The following is a 12,902-nucleotide window of genomic DNA, read 5'->3' as shown; positions in this document are numbered from 1 at the left end:
GCCCCCTCACGTACATTGCGGGAAACAGGGCTGAGCAAGGGGATGACGTACGTGTCAGGGGAAAGCGGCCGTACCGGGCAGGACATGACGAGACAGGGCGTCGCCGAAGCACGCAGAGTCGTGATCAAGGTCGGCTCCTCCTCGCTGACGACTGCCACCGGCGGCCTGGACGCCGACCGGGTGGACGCCCTGGTCGACGTACTCGCCAAAGTCAGAAGCGGAGGCGCCCGGGAGATCGTGCTGGTCTCCTCCGGCGCCATCGCCGCAGGGCTCGCCCCGCTCGGCCTCGCCCGCCGCCCCAAGGACCTGGCCCGCCAGCAGGCCGCCGCCAGCGTCGGCCAGGGCCTCCTCGTCGCCCGGTACACCGCCTCCTTCGCCCGCTACGGCGTCCGCGTCGGCCAGGTGCTGCTCACCAGCACCGACACCAGCCGCCGCGCCCACTACCGCAACGCCTACCGGACCCTCGACCAGCTCCTCGCCATGGGCGCCCTGCCGGTCGTCAACGAGAACGACACCGTCGCCACGGACGAGATCAGGTTCGGCGACAACGACCGCCTCGCCGCCCTCGTCGCCCACCTCGTACGCGCCGATCTGCTGGTGCTGCTTTCGGACGTCGACGGTCTGTACGACGGAGATCCGGCCAAGCCCGGCACCTCCCGCATCGCCGAAGTCACCGGACCCGACGACATCGCCCACGTCCAGATCGGCAGCGCGGGCAAGGCGGGCGTCGGCACCGGCGGCATGGTCACCAAGGTCGAGGCCGCCCGCATCGCCGCCGCCGCAGGCATCCCCGTCGTCCTCACCTCCGCCACCTACGCCGCCGACGCCCTCGCCGGACGCGACACCGGCACCTACTTCCACCGCACCGGCCGCCGCAGCGCAGACCGGCTGCTGTGGCTCGCGCACGCCTCCACACCACAGGGCGCCCTCACCCTCGACGACGGGGCGGTACGGGCCGTCGTCGAACGACGCACCTCACTGCTGCCCGCCGGGATCGCCGCGGTCGAGGGCGAGTTCGCGGCGGGCGACCCGGTGGAACTGCGCGACAGCACCGGCCGGGCCGTCGCCCGCGGCCTCGTCAACTTCGACGCCAAGGAACTCCCGCAGCTGCTCGGCCGCTCCACCCGCGACCTCGCCAGGGAACTCGGCCCCGCCTACGAACGCGAGGTCGTGCACCGCGACGACCTGGTGCTGCTGCACCGCTGACGGACAGGCCGGGACGGCCACCGAAGCGTCCCCGAATCCCCGCCGGGCGTCCACGAAACGGCCGAAAGTCCAGCCTCCCGGTGGAGACCTTCAGGAAAACCCCCCGCATCCGGCCCGGGACTGGTCAACTTTGTTGCGGGGGTACAGCACACAAACGCATCAGGAGGCCGCCGGTGAGACGAGCGCGCCCGGGGGCGCCGCCCCGAGGGACAGCCGAGCGAGCCTTGACGAGCGTCGGGGCGGGCGCGGACTTCGACGACGGCGACGACCTCGACGACGGCAGGGACAGCCCCGACGCAGACGACGGCAGGGAAACCCGCCCCGGCCGTCGGCGACAGGACACCGAGGAATCCCGCCTCTGGTACATCACGCTCAGCGTCTCGGGAACCGAGACGCCCCTCAAAGAGGTGCGCCGCGGCCTCGAACAGCTCGCCCACGACCACCCCTTCCTGCTGACCAGCCGCTACGCGGGCGACCACGCGGAGATCCGCTACTGGGAAGAGGCCCGCGACCTGCACGACGCCGCGGCCGTCGCACTGCGCCTGTGGGGCGAGCACCGGTCGACGGCGAAACTGCCGCCCTGGGAGATCGTCGGCCTCGAAGTCATCGACCGCGACACCTACCACCAGCGGGTCGCCGAGGGGTACGGACCGCCCCCGGCAGCGCCTGTCGGCGTACACCCGTACTGAGTGCCCGGACGGAAACAGGGCGTACACCCGTACACGCCGGGACGGCAGCAGGGCGAAAACCCGGGCCCCGGGGCTCCTGTGGGGCCTCGTGGAGCCTTGTGGGGTTCCCGGCCGCCTCGGGGGCCTCGTGGGTGTCCCGGGGCGGCCGGCGTCCGGGGGCGGCCGGCGGCCGTCTCGGAGTCCGGGACGGCGGCCGGACCGCCCGGGCCACCGGATTACGCTGCGGGGCATGACCTCGCACACCGCTCCCGCCGACGCCACCGCCGGCCGCTCCCCGGTCCTCGCCGCCGCCTCCCGGGCCCGGGAGGCCGCCGCCGCGCTCGCACCGCTGCCGCGTGCCGCGAAGGACGCGGCCCTCCTCGCCGTCGCCGACGCCCTCCTCGCCCGTACGGACGAGATCGTCGCCGCCAACGGCGAGGACGTCACCCGCGCCCGCGCGGCGGGCACCGCGGAATCGGTCGTCGACCGGCTCACCCTCACCCCCGAGCGGGTGCGGGCCATCGCCTCCGACGTACGGGACGTGGCGGCGCTGCCCGACCCGGTCGGCGAAGTGGTGCGCGGCTCGACCCTGCCCAACGGCATCGACCTGCGACAGGTACGGGTGCCCCTCGGCGTCGTCGGCATCATCTATGAGGCGCGCCCCAACGTCACCGTCGACGCCGCCGCCCTGTGCCTCAAGTCCGGCAACGCGGTACTGCTGCGCGGCTCGTCCTCCGCATACGCCTCCAACACCGCGCTGGTGGGCGTGGTCCGCGACGCCCTCGAAGAGGCGGGGCTGCCCGCCGACGCCGTACAGCTCGTACCCGGCGAATCCCGCGAATCGGTACGCGAGTTGATGCGTGCCCGCGGCCTGGTCGACGTCCTCATCCCGCGCGGCGGCGCCTCCCTGATCCGTACCGTCGTCGAGGAGTCCACCGTCCCCGTCATCGAGACGGGCACCGGCAACTGCCATGTGTACGTGGACGCCACCGCCGACCTCGACATGGCCGTCGACATCCTGGTCAACTCCAAGACGCACCGCGTCAGCGTCTGCAACGCCGCCGAGACGCTCCTCGTCCACAAGGACATCGCGGACGCCTTCCTGCCCCGCGCTCTGGACGCCCTCGCGGAGGCCGGAGTCACCGTCCACGCAGATGCGAATGTCCTGACATTTACCGGGGGTTCGAAAGCCACCGTCGTACCGGCCGTCGAAGAGGACTGGGAGACCGAGTACCTCTCGTACGACATCGCAGCAGCCGTCGTCGACTCCCTCGACGATGCCGTCGCGCACATCCGGCGCTGGTCCTCCGGGCACACCGAGGCCATCGTCACCACCTCGCAGGCCGCCGCCCGCCGCTTCACCCAGCTCGTCGACTCCACGACGGTCACGGTGAACGCGTCCACCCGCTTCACCGACGGCGGACAGTTCGGCTTCGGCGCCGAAATCGGCATCTCCACACAGAAGTTGCACGCGCGAGGACCGATGGGACTGCCCGAGCTGACATCCACGAAGTACATCGTGACGGGCGACGGCCACATCCGCTGAGCCGGTCCTTCCTCCGCTCCTCCGCGGGCCTTTCCCGCTCTGTCCGTTCTCTGCCCAAAACGACCGACCGGGTCTACGCTGAACGGGTGCCGGACGACGTGGAGGGCAAGCCGTTCCCGGATGGCTGGGAGCCCGACGACGACCGCGGGGGCGCGGACGAGGACTTCGCCTCCGTGGTTTTCGACGAGGCCTTCGTCAAAGCCGCCGAAATTCATGAACCGAGCGCGGTGGAGCGGCTGCTGGCTGCCGCCGAGGCGCGCGCCGACTCCGACGCCGCAGCCCGCACCAGGGCGCGCCACCGACCCGAGGACGATCCCTACGACCCGTCCGAAGGGCGCGATCCCTACGCGCCGTACGGAGACGGCGGCCACGGCGACGGCGACGCCCGCGACACCTACGCGGACGGGGTCTTCGTGGGGCCGTACGGGCCCTACGGGCGGCACGGCGGCGCCATGCGGCCGTACCGCAACTCCTCGCGCTGGCACCGACCCGTCGCCTGGCTCCTCGCCGTGCTGATGGGCATCGGCATGGTCGCGTTCGCCTTCGCCGCCGTGTACCGGGGCGCGTCCGGCAGTCGCGACGGACGGACGCCTTCGCCCGCGGCCACCGAGGTCGACGTTCCGGCGCCAGGCACCGCCGCCACACCGGGCACCGCCGGAGGCGGCCCGTCCGTATCGGCGGAATACACGGCTCCGGCAGCCTCTGCCCAACCCCGTACTCCCTGAATGCCCCGGCTCAATCCCCCGGAATGGCCGAATCTCTCACCGAAACCTTCAACACATCGGAATCCGGCGGGAGTTCTCCCGAAGTTCTGCCGTTCCGGGGCGTTTACCTTCGCTTCCCGCGACCTACTCTGAAAGGGAGACTCTCTCCCCACCGCAGGGCTCAGTGCTCAGGGAGAAGCGATGGCAGGTCGATCGGACCCGCCCGAGGGCATCCCGCCCGAGGGCCTTCCCAACAGTGGTGACGACGACTACCGGTCCGTCGTATTCGACGAATCGTTTGTCCGCGCCGCCCGGCTCCAGGAATTCTCCGCGTCCGAACGGGCCGGGGACCACGCACCCGCGGTCCGCACCCTGTCCCCGGCACCCGCCCCCGCGGTGACGGGCAACGGCCACAAACAGGTGTTCCTGATGATGCTGCTCGTGGTGCTGGCCCTCTGCGCGGCGGTCTACATGGGCGTCCGCAGCCCCGTCCTGCCCGTCTTCGAGCGTCACCCGGAGGCACTGCGCGCGACCGTCGTACCGCTGGCCCCGGCGGGACGGGTACCGGGCGGCGAGCCCGCGGAACTCTTCCTGCACAGCCCGGCGGCCCAGTTCCGTACCGGCGCGGAAGGCATCCAGCTGCCCGTCGCCCGGAGCACACCGCACTTCTCGGAGAGCCAGGTCCTGGCCGCTCTGACCATCGCCAAGGACTACCTCGTCCAATCGTCCGTCGACCCGGGCGTCCTGACGGGCGGGTCGGTCCGCCCGGTGCGGCTGCTGCTCGACCCGGACCAGCAGGAACAGTTCGACGCGAGCTTCGCCCGAAGCGGGGCGGGCGGGCCGGGACCCGCGTCCGCCAGCGGCTTGGGCAACAGTTCCGGAAGCGGGTCCGGCACCCGGACGGCGGCCGGCGGCTGGATGGTCCGCTTCGACCCGGACAAGGTCGCCCTGGCCGGAGCGGCCCGGGCGAACGGCACACTGCGGGCCATCGAGATCGGCCCCGACATCCTCGACGTGTCCACCGACCACACCTTCGTCTACCCGCTGCGCCCGGCGACCCGCCCCGGCCGTGGCTCCGAACGTGCCGACTCCGCCTCACTGTTCACCGTCCGCCGCGAACTGCACTTCCGTTACGACGCGGAGGACCTGCGGCGGCACCGGACGGAACTGCTCGACTCGTACGCGGTCGGCGGCCCGCAGGCGTGCGGCGCCACCACCGGGGCACCGCCGTTCTGGCAGCCCTTGCTGGCAGGTGGGAAAGCTCCCGCGACAGCCCCTGACGCAGGAGCACCCTCCGGGGTGCCTGCGGGCACCGACCCGTATGCCACGGGGACGCCGACGGGGTCGGTCTGCGGCATCCTGGCCCCGGCGGCGATGCCGACCCCGAGCCGCGCCGACCGGTGAGACCCAGCCCTGCCTGCTGCGGATAAGAGAGCGGGGCCCGGGGCTCGGCCCCGGCCCCCGGCTCTCCGTACCGAACGATGCAGCCCTCTCAGGCCCCGTCGCCGGAGCCCGAGCCGGTCCCGGTGCCGGCAGAACCCGAACCGTTCCCCCCGCCGAACTTCCCCCGGAGCTTTCCGCCCAGGTCGCCCGCACCGCCCGCAATGTCGCCGACGAGCTTCATCAGCGGGTCCTTGCTGGTGCGGACCGTGTCCGCGTAGTGCGCCGCGGACTCCTTGAAGGAATCCGTCACCGAGGTGTCCTTGTCCTCGTCCCGCCGCGGGTAGTGACCGTCCATGATCCGCTGGTGGTCGCGGCTCTCGGACCACTTCTTCAGCTCCGCGGCCCGCACCGTGGTGAACGGGTGCGAACGCGGCAGTACGTTCATGATCTTCAGGACGGAGTCGCGCAGGTCACCGCCCGCCTCGTACTCCTCGGCCTGCTTCAAGAACGCGTCCACGTTCATCTCGTGCAGGTGGTTGCCGCCCGCGATCTTCATCAGCCCGCGCATCGACGCCTGGAGGTCCTGGCCCACCAGCAGCCCCGCACGGTCGGCCGAAAGCTCCGACTTGCGGAACCACTCGCGCAGCGCCGTGACGATCGCCATGATCGCGATGTTGCCCAGAGGAATCCACGCCACCTTCAGCGCCAGACCCGTCAGGAACAGCAGGATCGTCCGGTACACCGAGTGCCCGGACAGCGCGTGACCGACCTCGTGCCCGACGACCGCCCGCATCTCCTCCTCGTCGAGGAGCTCCACCAGGCCCGTCGTCACCACGATGATCGGCTCGTCGAGGCCGATGCACATCGCGTTGGGCTTCGGGTCCTGCGTGACGTACATCGCCGGAACCTTCTCCAGGTCCAGGATGTAACAGGCGTCCCGCAGCATGGAGTTGAGGTGGGCGAACTGCTCGTCGCTCACCCGCACCGAGTCGGACAGGAACAGAAGCCTGAGGCTCCGCTCGGGCAGCAGCCCGCTCAGCGCCTTGAAGACCGTGTCGAACCCGCTCAGCTTGCGCAGCGCCACCAGCGCGGAGCGGTCGGCCGGGTGCTCGTACGCCCGGGAGGAGATTCCCGGGAACCGCCTGCGCTGCCTGCCGGGCAGCTTCTCCTGCCCGGCCCCCTCCTCATTGTCCCGACCCTGCTCGTGATTGCCGTCTGTCATGAAAGACCCCTGCTTTCGTACGAGACATGTCCCGTCCCCCGGACGGCCCCAGCCTAAAGGGGGCGTTCCGGGGCCTCCCCCATGCTGACGCCGCCCCACCCGGGCCGGTTGCCCGGAGGGCCGATATCGCCTCAACGACTGAGTCGGCGTGAGCGTGCCCGCGACCGCCGCATACGATGATGCCGAAGTCTCCCCTCCGTCTCCCGATAGGTCCGCCGAAGATGAGCCTCCACAGCACCGCGTCCCACCTCGTGACCCTTGCCTCCGGCGAAGCCGGCAAGCACGTCGACGAGCACGCCTCCCTCAGCCCCCTCGTCACGGGCGGCGGCGCCTTCGTGGCGCTCATGCTGCTGCTCTGGATCACCACCCGCTTCAACCGGGACCGCTGAGCCGGGCCGGGGGACCGGGCCGGACACACGGGCCAGTAGGGTCTGCACGCATGGGAGAGCAGGTAATGCCTACCGGCCCGGCCGGTACGGACACGGGTGCACTGCGCGGTACGGCCGCGACGATCAGCGCCGACGGCACGGGCAAGCGCCGGATCGGCGTCATGGGCGGCACGTTCGACCCGATCCACCACGGGCACCTGGTGGCCGCCAGCGAGGTGGCCGCACTGTTCCACCTCGACGAGGTGGTCTTCGTGCCGACCGGACAGCCGTGGCAGAAGAGCCACAAGCTGGTCACGCCCGCCGAGGACCGCTATCTGATGACGGTCATCGCGACCGCGTCCAACCCGCAGTTCTCGGTCAGCCGCATCGACATCGACCGCGGCGGCCCGACGTACACGATCGACACCCTGCGGGACCTGCGCGCACTCAACGCCGACGCGGACCTGTTCTTCATCACCGGTGCCGACGCACTCTCCCAGATCCTCACCTGGCGCGACGCCGAAGAACTCTTCGCCCTCGCCCACTTCATCGGTGTCACCCGTCCCGGCCACGACCTCACGTCCGACGGACTGCCCGAGGGCGGGGTCTCCCTCGTGGAAGTACCCGCTCTCGCGATCTCCTCGACGGACTGCCGTGCGCGCGTGCGCGGGGGCGACCCGGTCTGGTACCTGGTGCCCGACGGCGTAGTGCGCTACATCGACAAGCGCGAGCTCTACCGGGACTGACGGCGAGCGGCACGGAGCAGCAGGAGCAGCACGGAAATGGGGCACCGGTGAACGACCGCCAGAACCCGTACGACCCTTACGCGCAGGACCCGTATGCCCAGCCGCAGCCGGAAGTCATCGGCTACGACGCGTACGGACAGCCGGTGTACCAGCAGGTGGCACAGCAGCAGGCGCCGCAGACGCCGCAGCAGTACGACCCGTACGCACAGCAGCAACAACAGGCGCCCCCGCAGCAGCAGGCGTACGGCTACGACCCCTATGTCCAACAGTCGCAACAGCACGCACAGTTCGATCCGTACGCGCAACAGCAGCAGCAGTCGCCGCAGCCTCAAGAGGCGTACGGCTACGACACCGCCCAGCAACAGCAGCAGTGGATCCCGCAGCAGGCTCCCGCTCCGGAGCCGCAGCAGGCACGGCAGCCGCCCCGGCCGGCCCCCGCCGATCCGCAGCGCGAGGCACCTCAAGAGGCGCCCACCGAACAGCGCAGGACCGACCCCCCCGAGTACGGCACCGAACAGTTCTCCTTCGTCGAGGAACCGGACGAGAACTCCGAAGACGTCATCGACTGGCTGAAGTTCACCGAGAGCCGCACCGAACGGCGCGAGGAGGCCAAGCGCAGGGGCCGATCCCGCGTCGTCGCCCTCGCCGTGGTCCTCGCGCTCGTCGTCGTGGGCGGCGTGGGCTACCTCTGGTACGCCGACAAACTGCCCGGCCTCTCCTCGGGCAAGGACGACAAGCCCGTCGCCACAGGCGCCCAGAAGCGCGACGTGATCGCCCTGCACCTGCACAACACCAAACAGCCCGACATGACGTCGACCGTGCTGCTCGTCGACAACACCAGCACCGGGCAGGGCACCACCGTCCTGCTCCCCAACGCCCTCACCCTCGCCGACGACAACGGCGTCGCCACCACCCTCGCCAAATCCGTCCACGACGACGGCGGCACCGGTACGCGCGAATCCCTGGGCGCCGCCCTGGGCACCCGGGTCGGCGGCACCTGGCGCCTCGACACCCCGTACCTGGAGAACCTCGTCGAGCAGGTCGGAAACATCGAGATCGACACCGACACCGCCGTCCCCGACACCCAAAAGGGCGCGGCACCCTTGGTGAACAAGGGCACCCAGCAGACCCTCAGCGGCCGGACAGCCGTCGCGTACTCCACCTACCGCGCACCGGGCGAGCCCGAGAGCAAGCAGCTGGCCCGCTTCGGGGCGGTCATGCAAGGCGTCCTGAAGAAGATCTCGGACGACCCGCAGACCGCTGCCGTCACGGTCCGCAACCTCGCCCAGATCCTCGACCCGTCGCTGCCGGAAAAGTCCCTCGCCACCTCCCTGGCCAAGCTCGCCGGGCACGCCAAGAAGGGCGCGTACAAAACTGTGCTGCTGCCCGTGGGCGCCGACGGCCGGGTCAGCGCATCCGACACGGTGGTCAAAACCGTCCTCGGAGGCGTCGCCGCCGCACCCGAGCAGGGCGCGGCCGTACGGGTGGGGGTGCGCAACGGCACCGGGAAGCCGACGGCGACAGAGGCAGCCCGGGTCGCCCTGGTCAACGGCGGCTACACGTTCGCCGACGGAGGGAACGCGGCCACCGCCGTGGCCTCGAAGGTCACCTACGGCGATGCCGCCCAGAAGCCGAAGGCCGAGGAGGTCGCCAAGACCCTGGGGCTGCCGGCCACCGCCGTCACGCAGGGCACCGCCTCGACGAACGCCGAGGTCTCCGTCGTGCTGGGCAAGGACTACAAGATCCCCTCGCGGCGATAGCCCGTCTGCCGTCACATGCCCCGCCGGAAAACTCCGGCGGGGCATGTCAGCAGTACGTGAGACCCTTGTGGTAATCACCGACCGCCGACGAAAGCCTGCTTGTGACCGCCACTGACCGTTCCATCGAGCTCATCAACGCCGCCGCCCAGGCGGCTGCCGACCGGCTCGCGCACGACATCATCGCGTACGACGTCAGCGACGTGCTGTCCATCACGGACGCCTTCCTGCTCGCCTCCGCGCCCAACGACCGCCAGGTCAAGTCGATCGTCGACGAGATCGAGGAGAAGCTCAGCAAGGAGCTCGGCGTCAAGCCGGTGCGCCGCGAGGGCGACCGCGAGGCCCGCTGGATCCTCCTCGACTACGTCGACATCGTGGTGCACGTCCAGCACAGCGAGGAGCGCGTCTACTACGCGCTGGAGCGCCTGTGGAAGGACTGCCCCGAGATCGCCCTGCCCGAGGATGCGGTGAAGACCCTCGGCAAGGCCGAGGAGCACGCCAAGCTGAACCCCGCGGGTGAGCTGGACGGAGACCTGGACGGAGACGCGTTCTGAACGGCACGGGGCTGAACAGCACGGATTCGAACCGCACGGGCGGCGGCGCGGCGAGCGGAAACCGGGGCCGCCGCATCGTTCTGTGGCGGCACGGCCAGACCTCCTGGAACCTGGAGCGGCGCTTCCAGGGCAGCACGGACATCGCGCTGACCGGGACGGGCGTGTCCCAGGCCCGCCGTGCCGCACGCCTGCTCGCCTCGCTGAAGCCGGACGCGATCATCGCCTCCGACCTCCAGCGGGCCGCTGCCACGGCCGGTGAACTTGCCGCCCTGACCGGACTTGAGGTCACGCACGACGCCGGCCTGCGCGAGACGTACGCGGGCGCCTGGCAGGGCCTCACGCACGACGAGATCGTCGCCCGGTTCGGCGAGCAGTACGCGGCGTGGAAGCGCGGCGAGCCGATCCGGCGCGGCGGCGGCGAGCTGGAGACGGAGGTCGCCGACCGGGCCGCCCCCGTCGTCCTGGCACATGCCGACAAGCTCCCCGACGGCGGCACCCTCGTCGTCGTCAGCCACGGCGGCACCATACGCACCACCATCGGCCGTCTCCTCGGCCTGGAGTCGTACCACTGGGAGGGCCTGGGCGGTCTTTCCAACTGCTGCTGGTCCGTCCTCGGCGAGGGCGCCCGCGGCTGGCGGCTCATGGAGCACAACGCCGGGACGCTTCCGGAACCCGTGCTCGGGGACGACGACTGAACCGTCCCCGGACCGTCCAGGGCCGCGACCGGGACGGCGACCGACCCGGATTTCACTTTCCGGCAGGTCGCAGGCTAGAGTTCTTCTTGTTCGCAGCGCAGAGCGGGAAACACCCCGCACCGCACCAAGAACACGCGGGGCTATAGCTCAGTTGGTAGAGCGCCTGCATGGCATGCAGGAGGTCAGGAGTTCAATTCTCCTTAGCTCCACAATCAAGATCCCGTCCCCGGCAGGGGGCGGGATCTTTTGCTGTCCCCCTTGCGGAGCCGTGACAGAATCGAGCGCCGGAGAGGCGGTCGCCGAAGGGGAGGGGACGATGGGCGCACACAGGCGGAAATGTGACTGGTGCGGCAGCGGTACGCCGATCGTCCGCGACATGGAACCGGTCAACTCCGAGTACCAGTACTGGTGCGAGGAGTGCGCGAGGGCGCTGATCATAAAGGGCGACCCGATCGAGACCTACCGCGAGCTGGAGGGCGAGCCCATCTACGGCCGCCTGCTCGACGAGCACTGCACCCTCAAGCGCTTCTACTCCTTCGCCAGGGCCTGACCCTGCGGAGCCTCCGAAGCCTTTGTCAGGACAAAGCATGTCAGGACAAAGGCCAGGCCGACTGCCGGGTAGATCGCCGACAGTGCGAACTCCCCGATGCTCTGGTGCAGCTCGGGGCGCCCCCACCGGCCGTGCGGCACGGCCCACAGCGCGTACGAGAAGAAGACGGCCCCTGCGGCCCACGCTGCCGCACGTCGCGCGCCTGAGTCCCCTGCCGACTCCCCGGCGAGGAACAGGACCAGCGGCACGCACCACACCCAGTGGTGCGACCACGAGATCGGGCTGATCAGCAAGGCCGTCACCGCGCAGGTCAGTGTGGCCCGGGCCCGTTCACCCCGCAGCGCGGCGGTCACTGCCGCGTACAGCCCGAGAGACGCGACGAGTGCGGCGGCGGAGACCCACCACAGGCCGGGTTCACCGGTGTGCAGGAGGCGGGCGAGGAGGCCGCCGAGGGACTGGTTGGCGGTGTCCTCGGCGTTGCCGACCCGGGAGGACTCGAAGACCTTCCGGGTCCAGAAGGAGCGGGAGTCCCGAGGCAGGAGGGCTGCCGAGGCGAGGGTGGCGGCGGAGAACGCGGCGACGGCGACGGCTGCCCGCCGCAACCAGGGGTTGTCGCGGTACGTACCGGCGCGGCGGGCCGCGGCCACGCCGGTGAGCAGCAGGAAGACGACGAACAGCCCCGGTGTCAGCTTCACCGCCGCGGCGAGGCCGATTCCCGCGCCCGCCCATCGGTGCCGGTCGTGCCGGGTGAGATCCCACAGCACGGCGACCGCGACGGCGAGGTTGATCTGCCCGTACCGCAGCGTCGTCCAGACGGGCTCGCACCAGACCGCCGCGGACGCCACCCACAGAGTGACCGTGGGACTGCCGCGGCCGATCAGCCTGAAGGACAGATGCACCAGGGCAACCAGGAGAGCGAGGTTGCCCGCCGTTGCGAGGGTGCGCATCGGGCCGATGTCCAGCAAGGTCAGAGGGGTGAACAGCAGGGCGGCGAAGGGTGGGTACGTCGTCGGGAGATTCGCGGCGGTCACGCGCATCTCATAGAGGTCACCGCCGGCGAGCACCGTCGCCCCTTCCGCGCGATAGACGGTCAGGTCGATCATCGACACCTGCGCCAGACGCTGGGCGGCCCAGAACGCGGCGAAGGAGAGAAGACAGACCGCACCTGCGGAGAGCGCGGAGCGAGGGGTGCGGTGGCTGAGCGCGGCAGGGGCCCGCCCGGTCCTGATTTCAGTCACGTGGGGTGACGGTACCGTCACGGAAGGGGTGGGGTCGGGGTGCGGTGAGGCCGCCCGGAGGGAGCACGGAAAGAGATTTGGTGATGCGGCGATTCTCCGTCTAAAGTTGGCGATGTCGCCGGGGGAAACCACGGGGAACGACACGAAGTGCACAGCACGGGGCTATAGCTCAGTTGGTAGAGCGCCTGCATGGCATGCAGGAGGTCAGGAGTTCAATTCTCCTTAGCTCCACAGAAAACAAGAAGCGGACCATCCGATCGGATGG

Annotated in this window: 13 protein-coding genes and 2 tRNA genes; 13 read left to right on the top strand and 2 right to left on the bottom strand. The window is 70.5% G+C overall.

Going from position 1 to position 12,902, the window contains the following annotated elements:
- Positions 1–84: 84 nt before the first annotated feature.
- From proB to ACWGIG_RS29240, 5 genes are all read left to right on the top strand, one after another.
- On the top strand, positions 85–1,206 hold the full coding sequence (gene proB, locus ACWGIG_RS29260) for a glutamate 5-kinase (protein WP_453324690.1): 1,122 nt from the start codon (positions 85–87) through the stop codon (positions 1,204–1,206).
- Between the two features lie 173 nt (positions 1,207–1,379).
- A complete protein-coding gene (locus ACWGIG_RS29255; RefSeq protein WP_453324687.1) occupies positions 1,380–1,895 on the top strand; it encodes a hypothetical protein in 516 nt (171 codons plus the stop codon).
- A gap of 229 nt (positions 1,896–2,124) precedes the next feature.
- Positions 2,125–3,420 carry a glutamate-5-semialdehyde dehydrogenase gene (locus ACWGIG_RS29250; protein WP_453324686.1) on the top strand — a complete coding sequence of 432 codons (1,296 nt, stop codon included), beginning with the start codon at positions 2,125–2,127 and terminating at the stop codon, positions 3,418–3,420.
- 86 nt (positions 3,421–3,506) lie between these two features.
- Positions 3,507–4,145 (top strand): SCO2584 family spore wall biosynthesis protein, encoded by a 639-nt coding sequence (locus tag ACWGIG_RS29245; RefSeq protein ID WP_453324685.1) that lies wholly within the window; start codon positions 3,507–3,509, stop codon positions 4,143–4,145.
- 180 nt (positions 4,146–4,325) lie between these two features.
- Positions 4,326–5,528, top strand: coding sequence for an SCO2583 family membrane protein (locus tag ACWGIG_RS29240; protein WP_453324684.1), 1,203 nt, complete (start codon positions 4,326–4,328; stop codon positions 5,526–5,528).
- An 88-nt stretch (positions 5,529–5,616) separates the two neighbouring features.
- Here ACWGIG_RS29240 and ACWGIG_RS29235 read toward each other — a convergent pair whose 3' ends face one another.
- Positions 5,617–6,729 carry a M48 family metallopeptidase gene (locus tag ACWGIG_RS29235; RefSeq protein ID WP_453324683.1) on the bottom strand — a complete coding sequence of 371 codons (1,113 nt, stop codon included), beginning with the start codon at positions 6,727–6,729 and terminating at the stop codon, positions 5,617–5,619.
- Positions 6,730–6,950: 221 nt separating this feature from the next.
- On the opposite strand from ACWGIG_RS29235, the gene ACWGIG_RS29230 reads away from it, so the two are divergent.
- From ACWGIG_RS29230 to ACWGIG_RS29200, 7 genes are all read left to right on the top strand, one after another.
- Positions 6,951–7,118, top strand: coding sequence for a hypothetical protein (locus ACWGIG_RS29230; RefSeq protein WP_398416808.1), 168 nt, complete (start codon positions 6,951–6,953; stop codon positions 7,116–7,118).
- A gap of 50 nt (positions 7,119–7,168) precedes the next feature.
- Positions 7,169–7,843 (top strand): nicotinate-nucleotide adenylyltransferase, encoded by a 675-nt coding sequence (gene nadD / locus ACWGIG_RS29225; protein ID WP_453324682.1) that lies wholly within the window; start codon positions 7,169–7,171, stop codon positions 7,841–7,843.
- Positions 7,844–7,890: 47 nt separating this feature from the next.
- The gene (locus tag ACWGIG_RS29220; protein WP_453324681.1) at positions 7,891–9,603 is read left to right on the top strand and encodes an LCP family protein; all 1,713 of its coding nucleotides are present in this window, start codon (positions 7,891–7,893) and stop codon (positions 9,601–9,603) included.
- A 101-nt stretch (positions 9,604–9,704) separates the two neighbouring features.
- Positions 9,705–10,154: a ribosome silencing factor gene (gene rsfS, locus ACWGIG_RS29215; protein ID WP_453324680.1), complete on the top strand. Its 450-nt coding sequence runs from the start codon at positions 9,705–9,707 to the stop codon at positions 10,152–10,154.
- A gap of 11 nt (positions 10,155–10,165) precedes the next feature.
- On the top strand, positions 10,166–10,849 hold the full coding sequence (locus ACWGIG_RS29210) for a histidine phosphatase family protein (protein WP_453324689.1): 684 nt from the start codon (positions 10,166–10,168) through the stop codon (positions 10,847–10,849).
- Positions 10,850–10,985: 136 nt separating this feature from the next.
- Positions 10,986–11,058, top strand: a tRNA-Ala gene (locus tag ACWGIG_RS29205).
- Between the two features lie 59 nt (positions 11,059–11,117).
- Positions 11,118–11,399 carry a hypothetical protein gene (locus ACWGIG_RS29200; RefSeq protein ID WP_362410805.1) on the top strand — a complete coding sequence of 94 codons (282 nt, stop codon included), beginning with the start codon at positions 11,118–11,120 and terminating at the stop codon, positions 11,397–11,399.
- Here ACWGIG_RS29200 and ACWGIG_RS29195 read toward each other — a convergent pair.
- A complete protein-coding gene (locus ACWGIG_RS29195) occupies positions 11,378–12,628 on the bottom strand; it encodes a glycosyltransferase 87 family protein (protein ID WP_453324688.1) in 1,251 nt (416 codons plus the stop codon). The genes ACWGIG_RS29200 and ACWGIG_RS29195 overlap by 22 nt on opposite strands.
- A 167-nt stretch (positions 12,629–12,795) precedes the next feature.
- Between ACWGIG_RS29195 and ACWGIG_RS29190 the strand changes: the two genes are divergently transcribed.
- Positions 12,796–12,868: transfer RNA gene (locus ACWGIG_RS29190), tRNA-Ala, on the top strand.
- Positions 12,869–12,902 lie beyond the last annotated feature (34 nt).

The organism is Streptomyces sp. NPDC054863 (genome assembly GCF_053610825.1).
This window is presented reverse-complemented; position numbering and strand designations above follow the sequence as displayed.

Bases quoted from the DNA above. Each gene is read 5' to 3' on its own strand.
- proB (WP_453324690.1), top strand. From the start codon at position 85: ATGACGAGACAGGGCGTCGCCGAAGCACGCAGAGTCGTGATCAAGGTC.
- ACWGIG_RS29250 (WP_453324686.1), top strand. From the start codon at position 2,125: ATGACCTCGCACACCGCTCCCGCCGACGCCACCGCCGGCCGCTCCCCG.
- ACWGIG_RS29230 (WP_398416808.1), top strand. From the start codon at position 6,951: ATGAGCCTCCACAGCACCGCGTCCCACCTCGTGACCCTTGCCTCCGGC.
- ACWGIG_RS29235 (WP_453324683.1), bottom strand. From the start codon at position 6,729: ATGACAGACGGCAATCACGAGCAGGGTCGGGACAATGAGGAGGGGGCC.
- nadD (WP_453324682.1), top strand. From the start codon at position 7,169: ATGGGAGAGCAGGTAATGCCTACCGGCCCGGCCGGTACGGACACGGGT.
- ACWGIG_RS29240 (WP_453324684.1), top strand. From the start codon at position 4,326: ATGGCAGGTCGATCGGACCCGCCCGAGGGCATCCCGCCCGAGGGCCTT.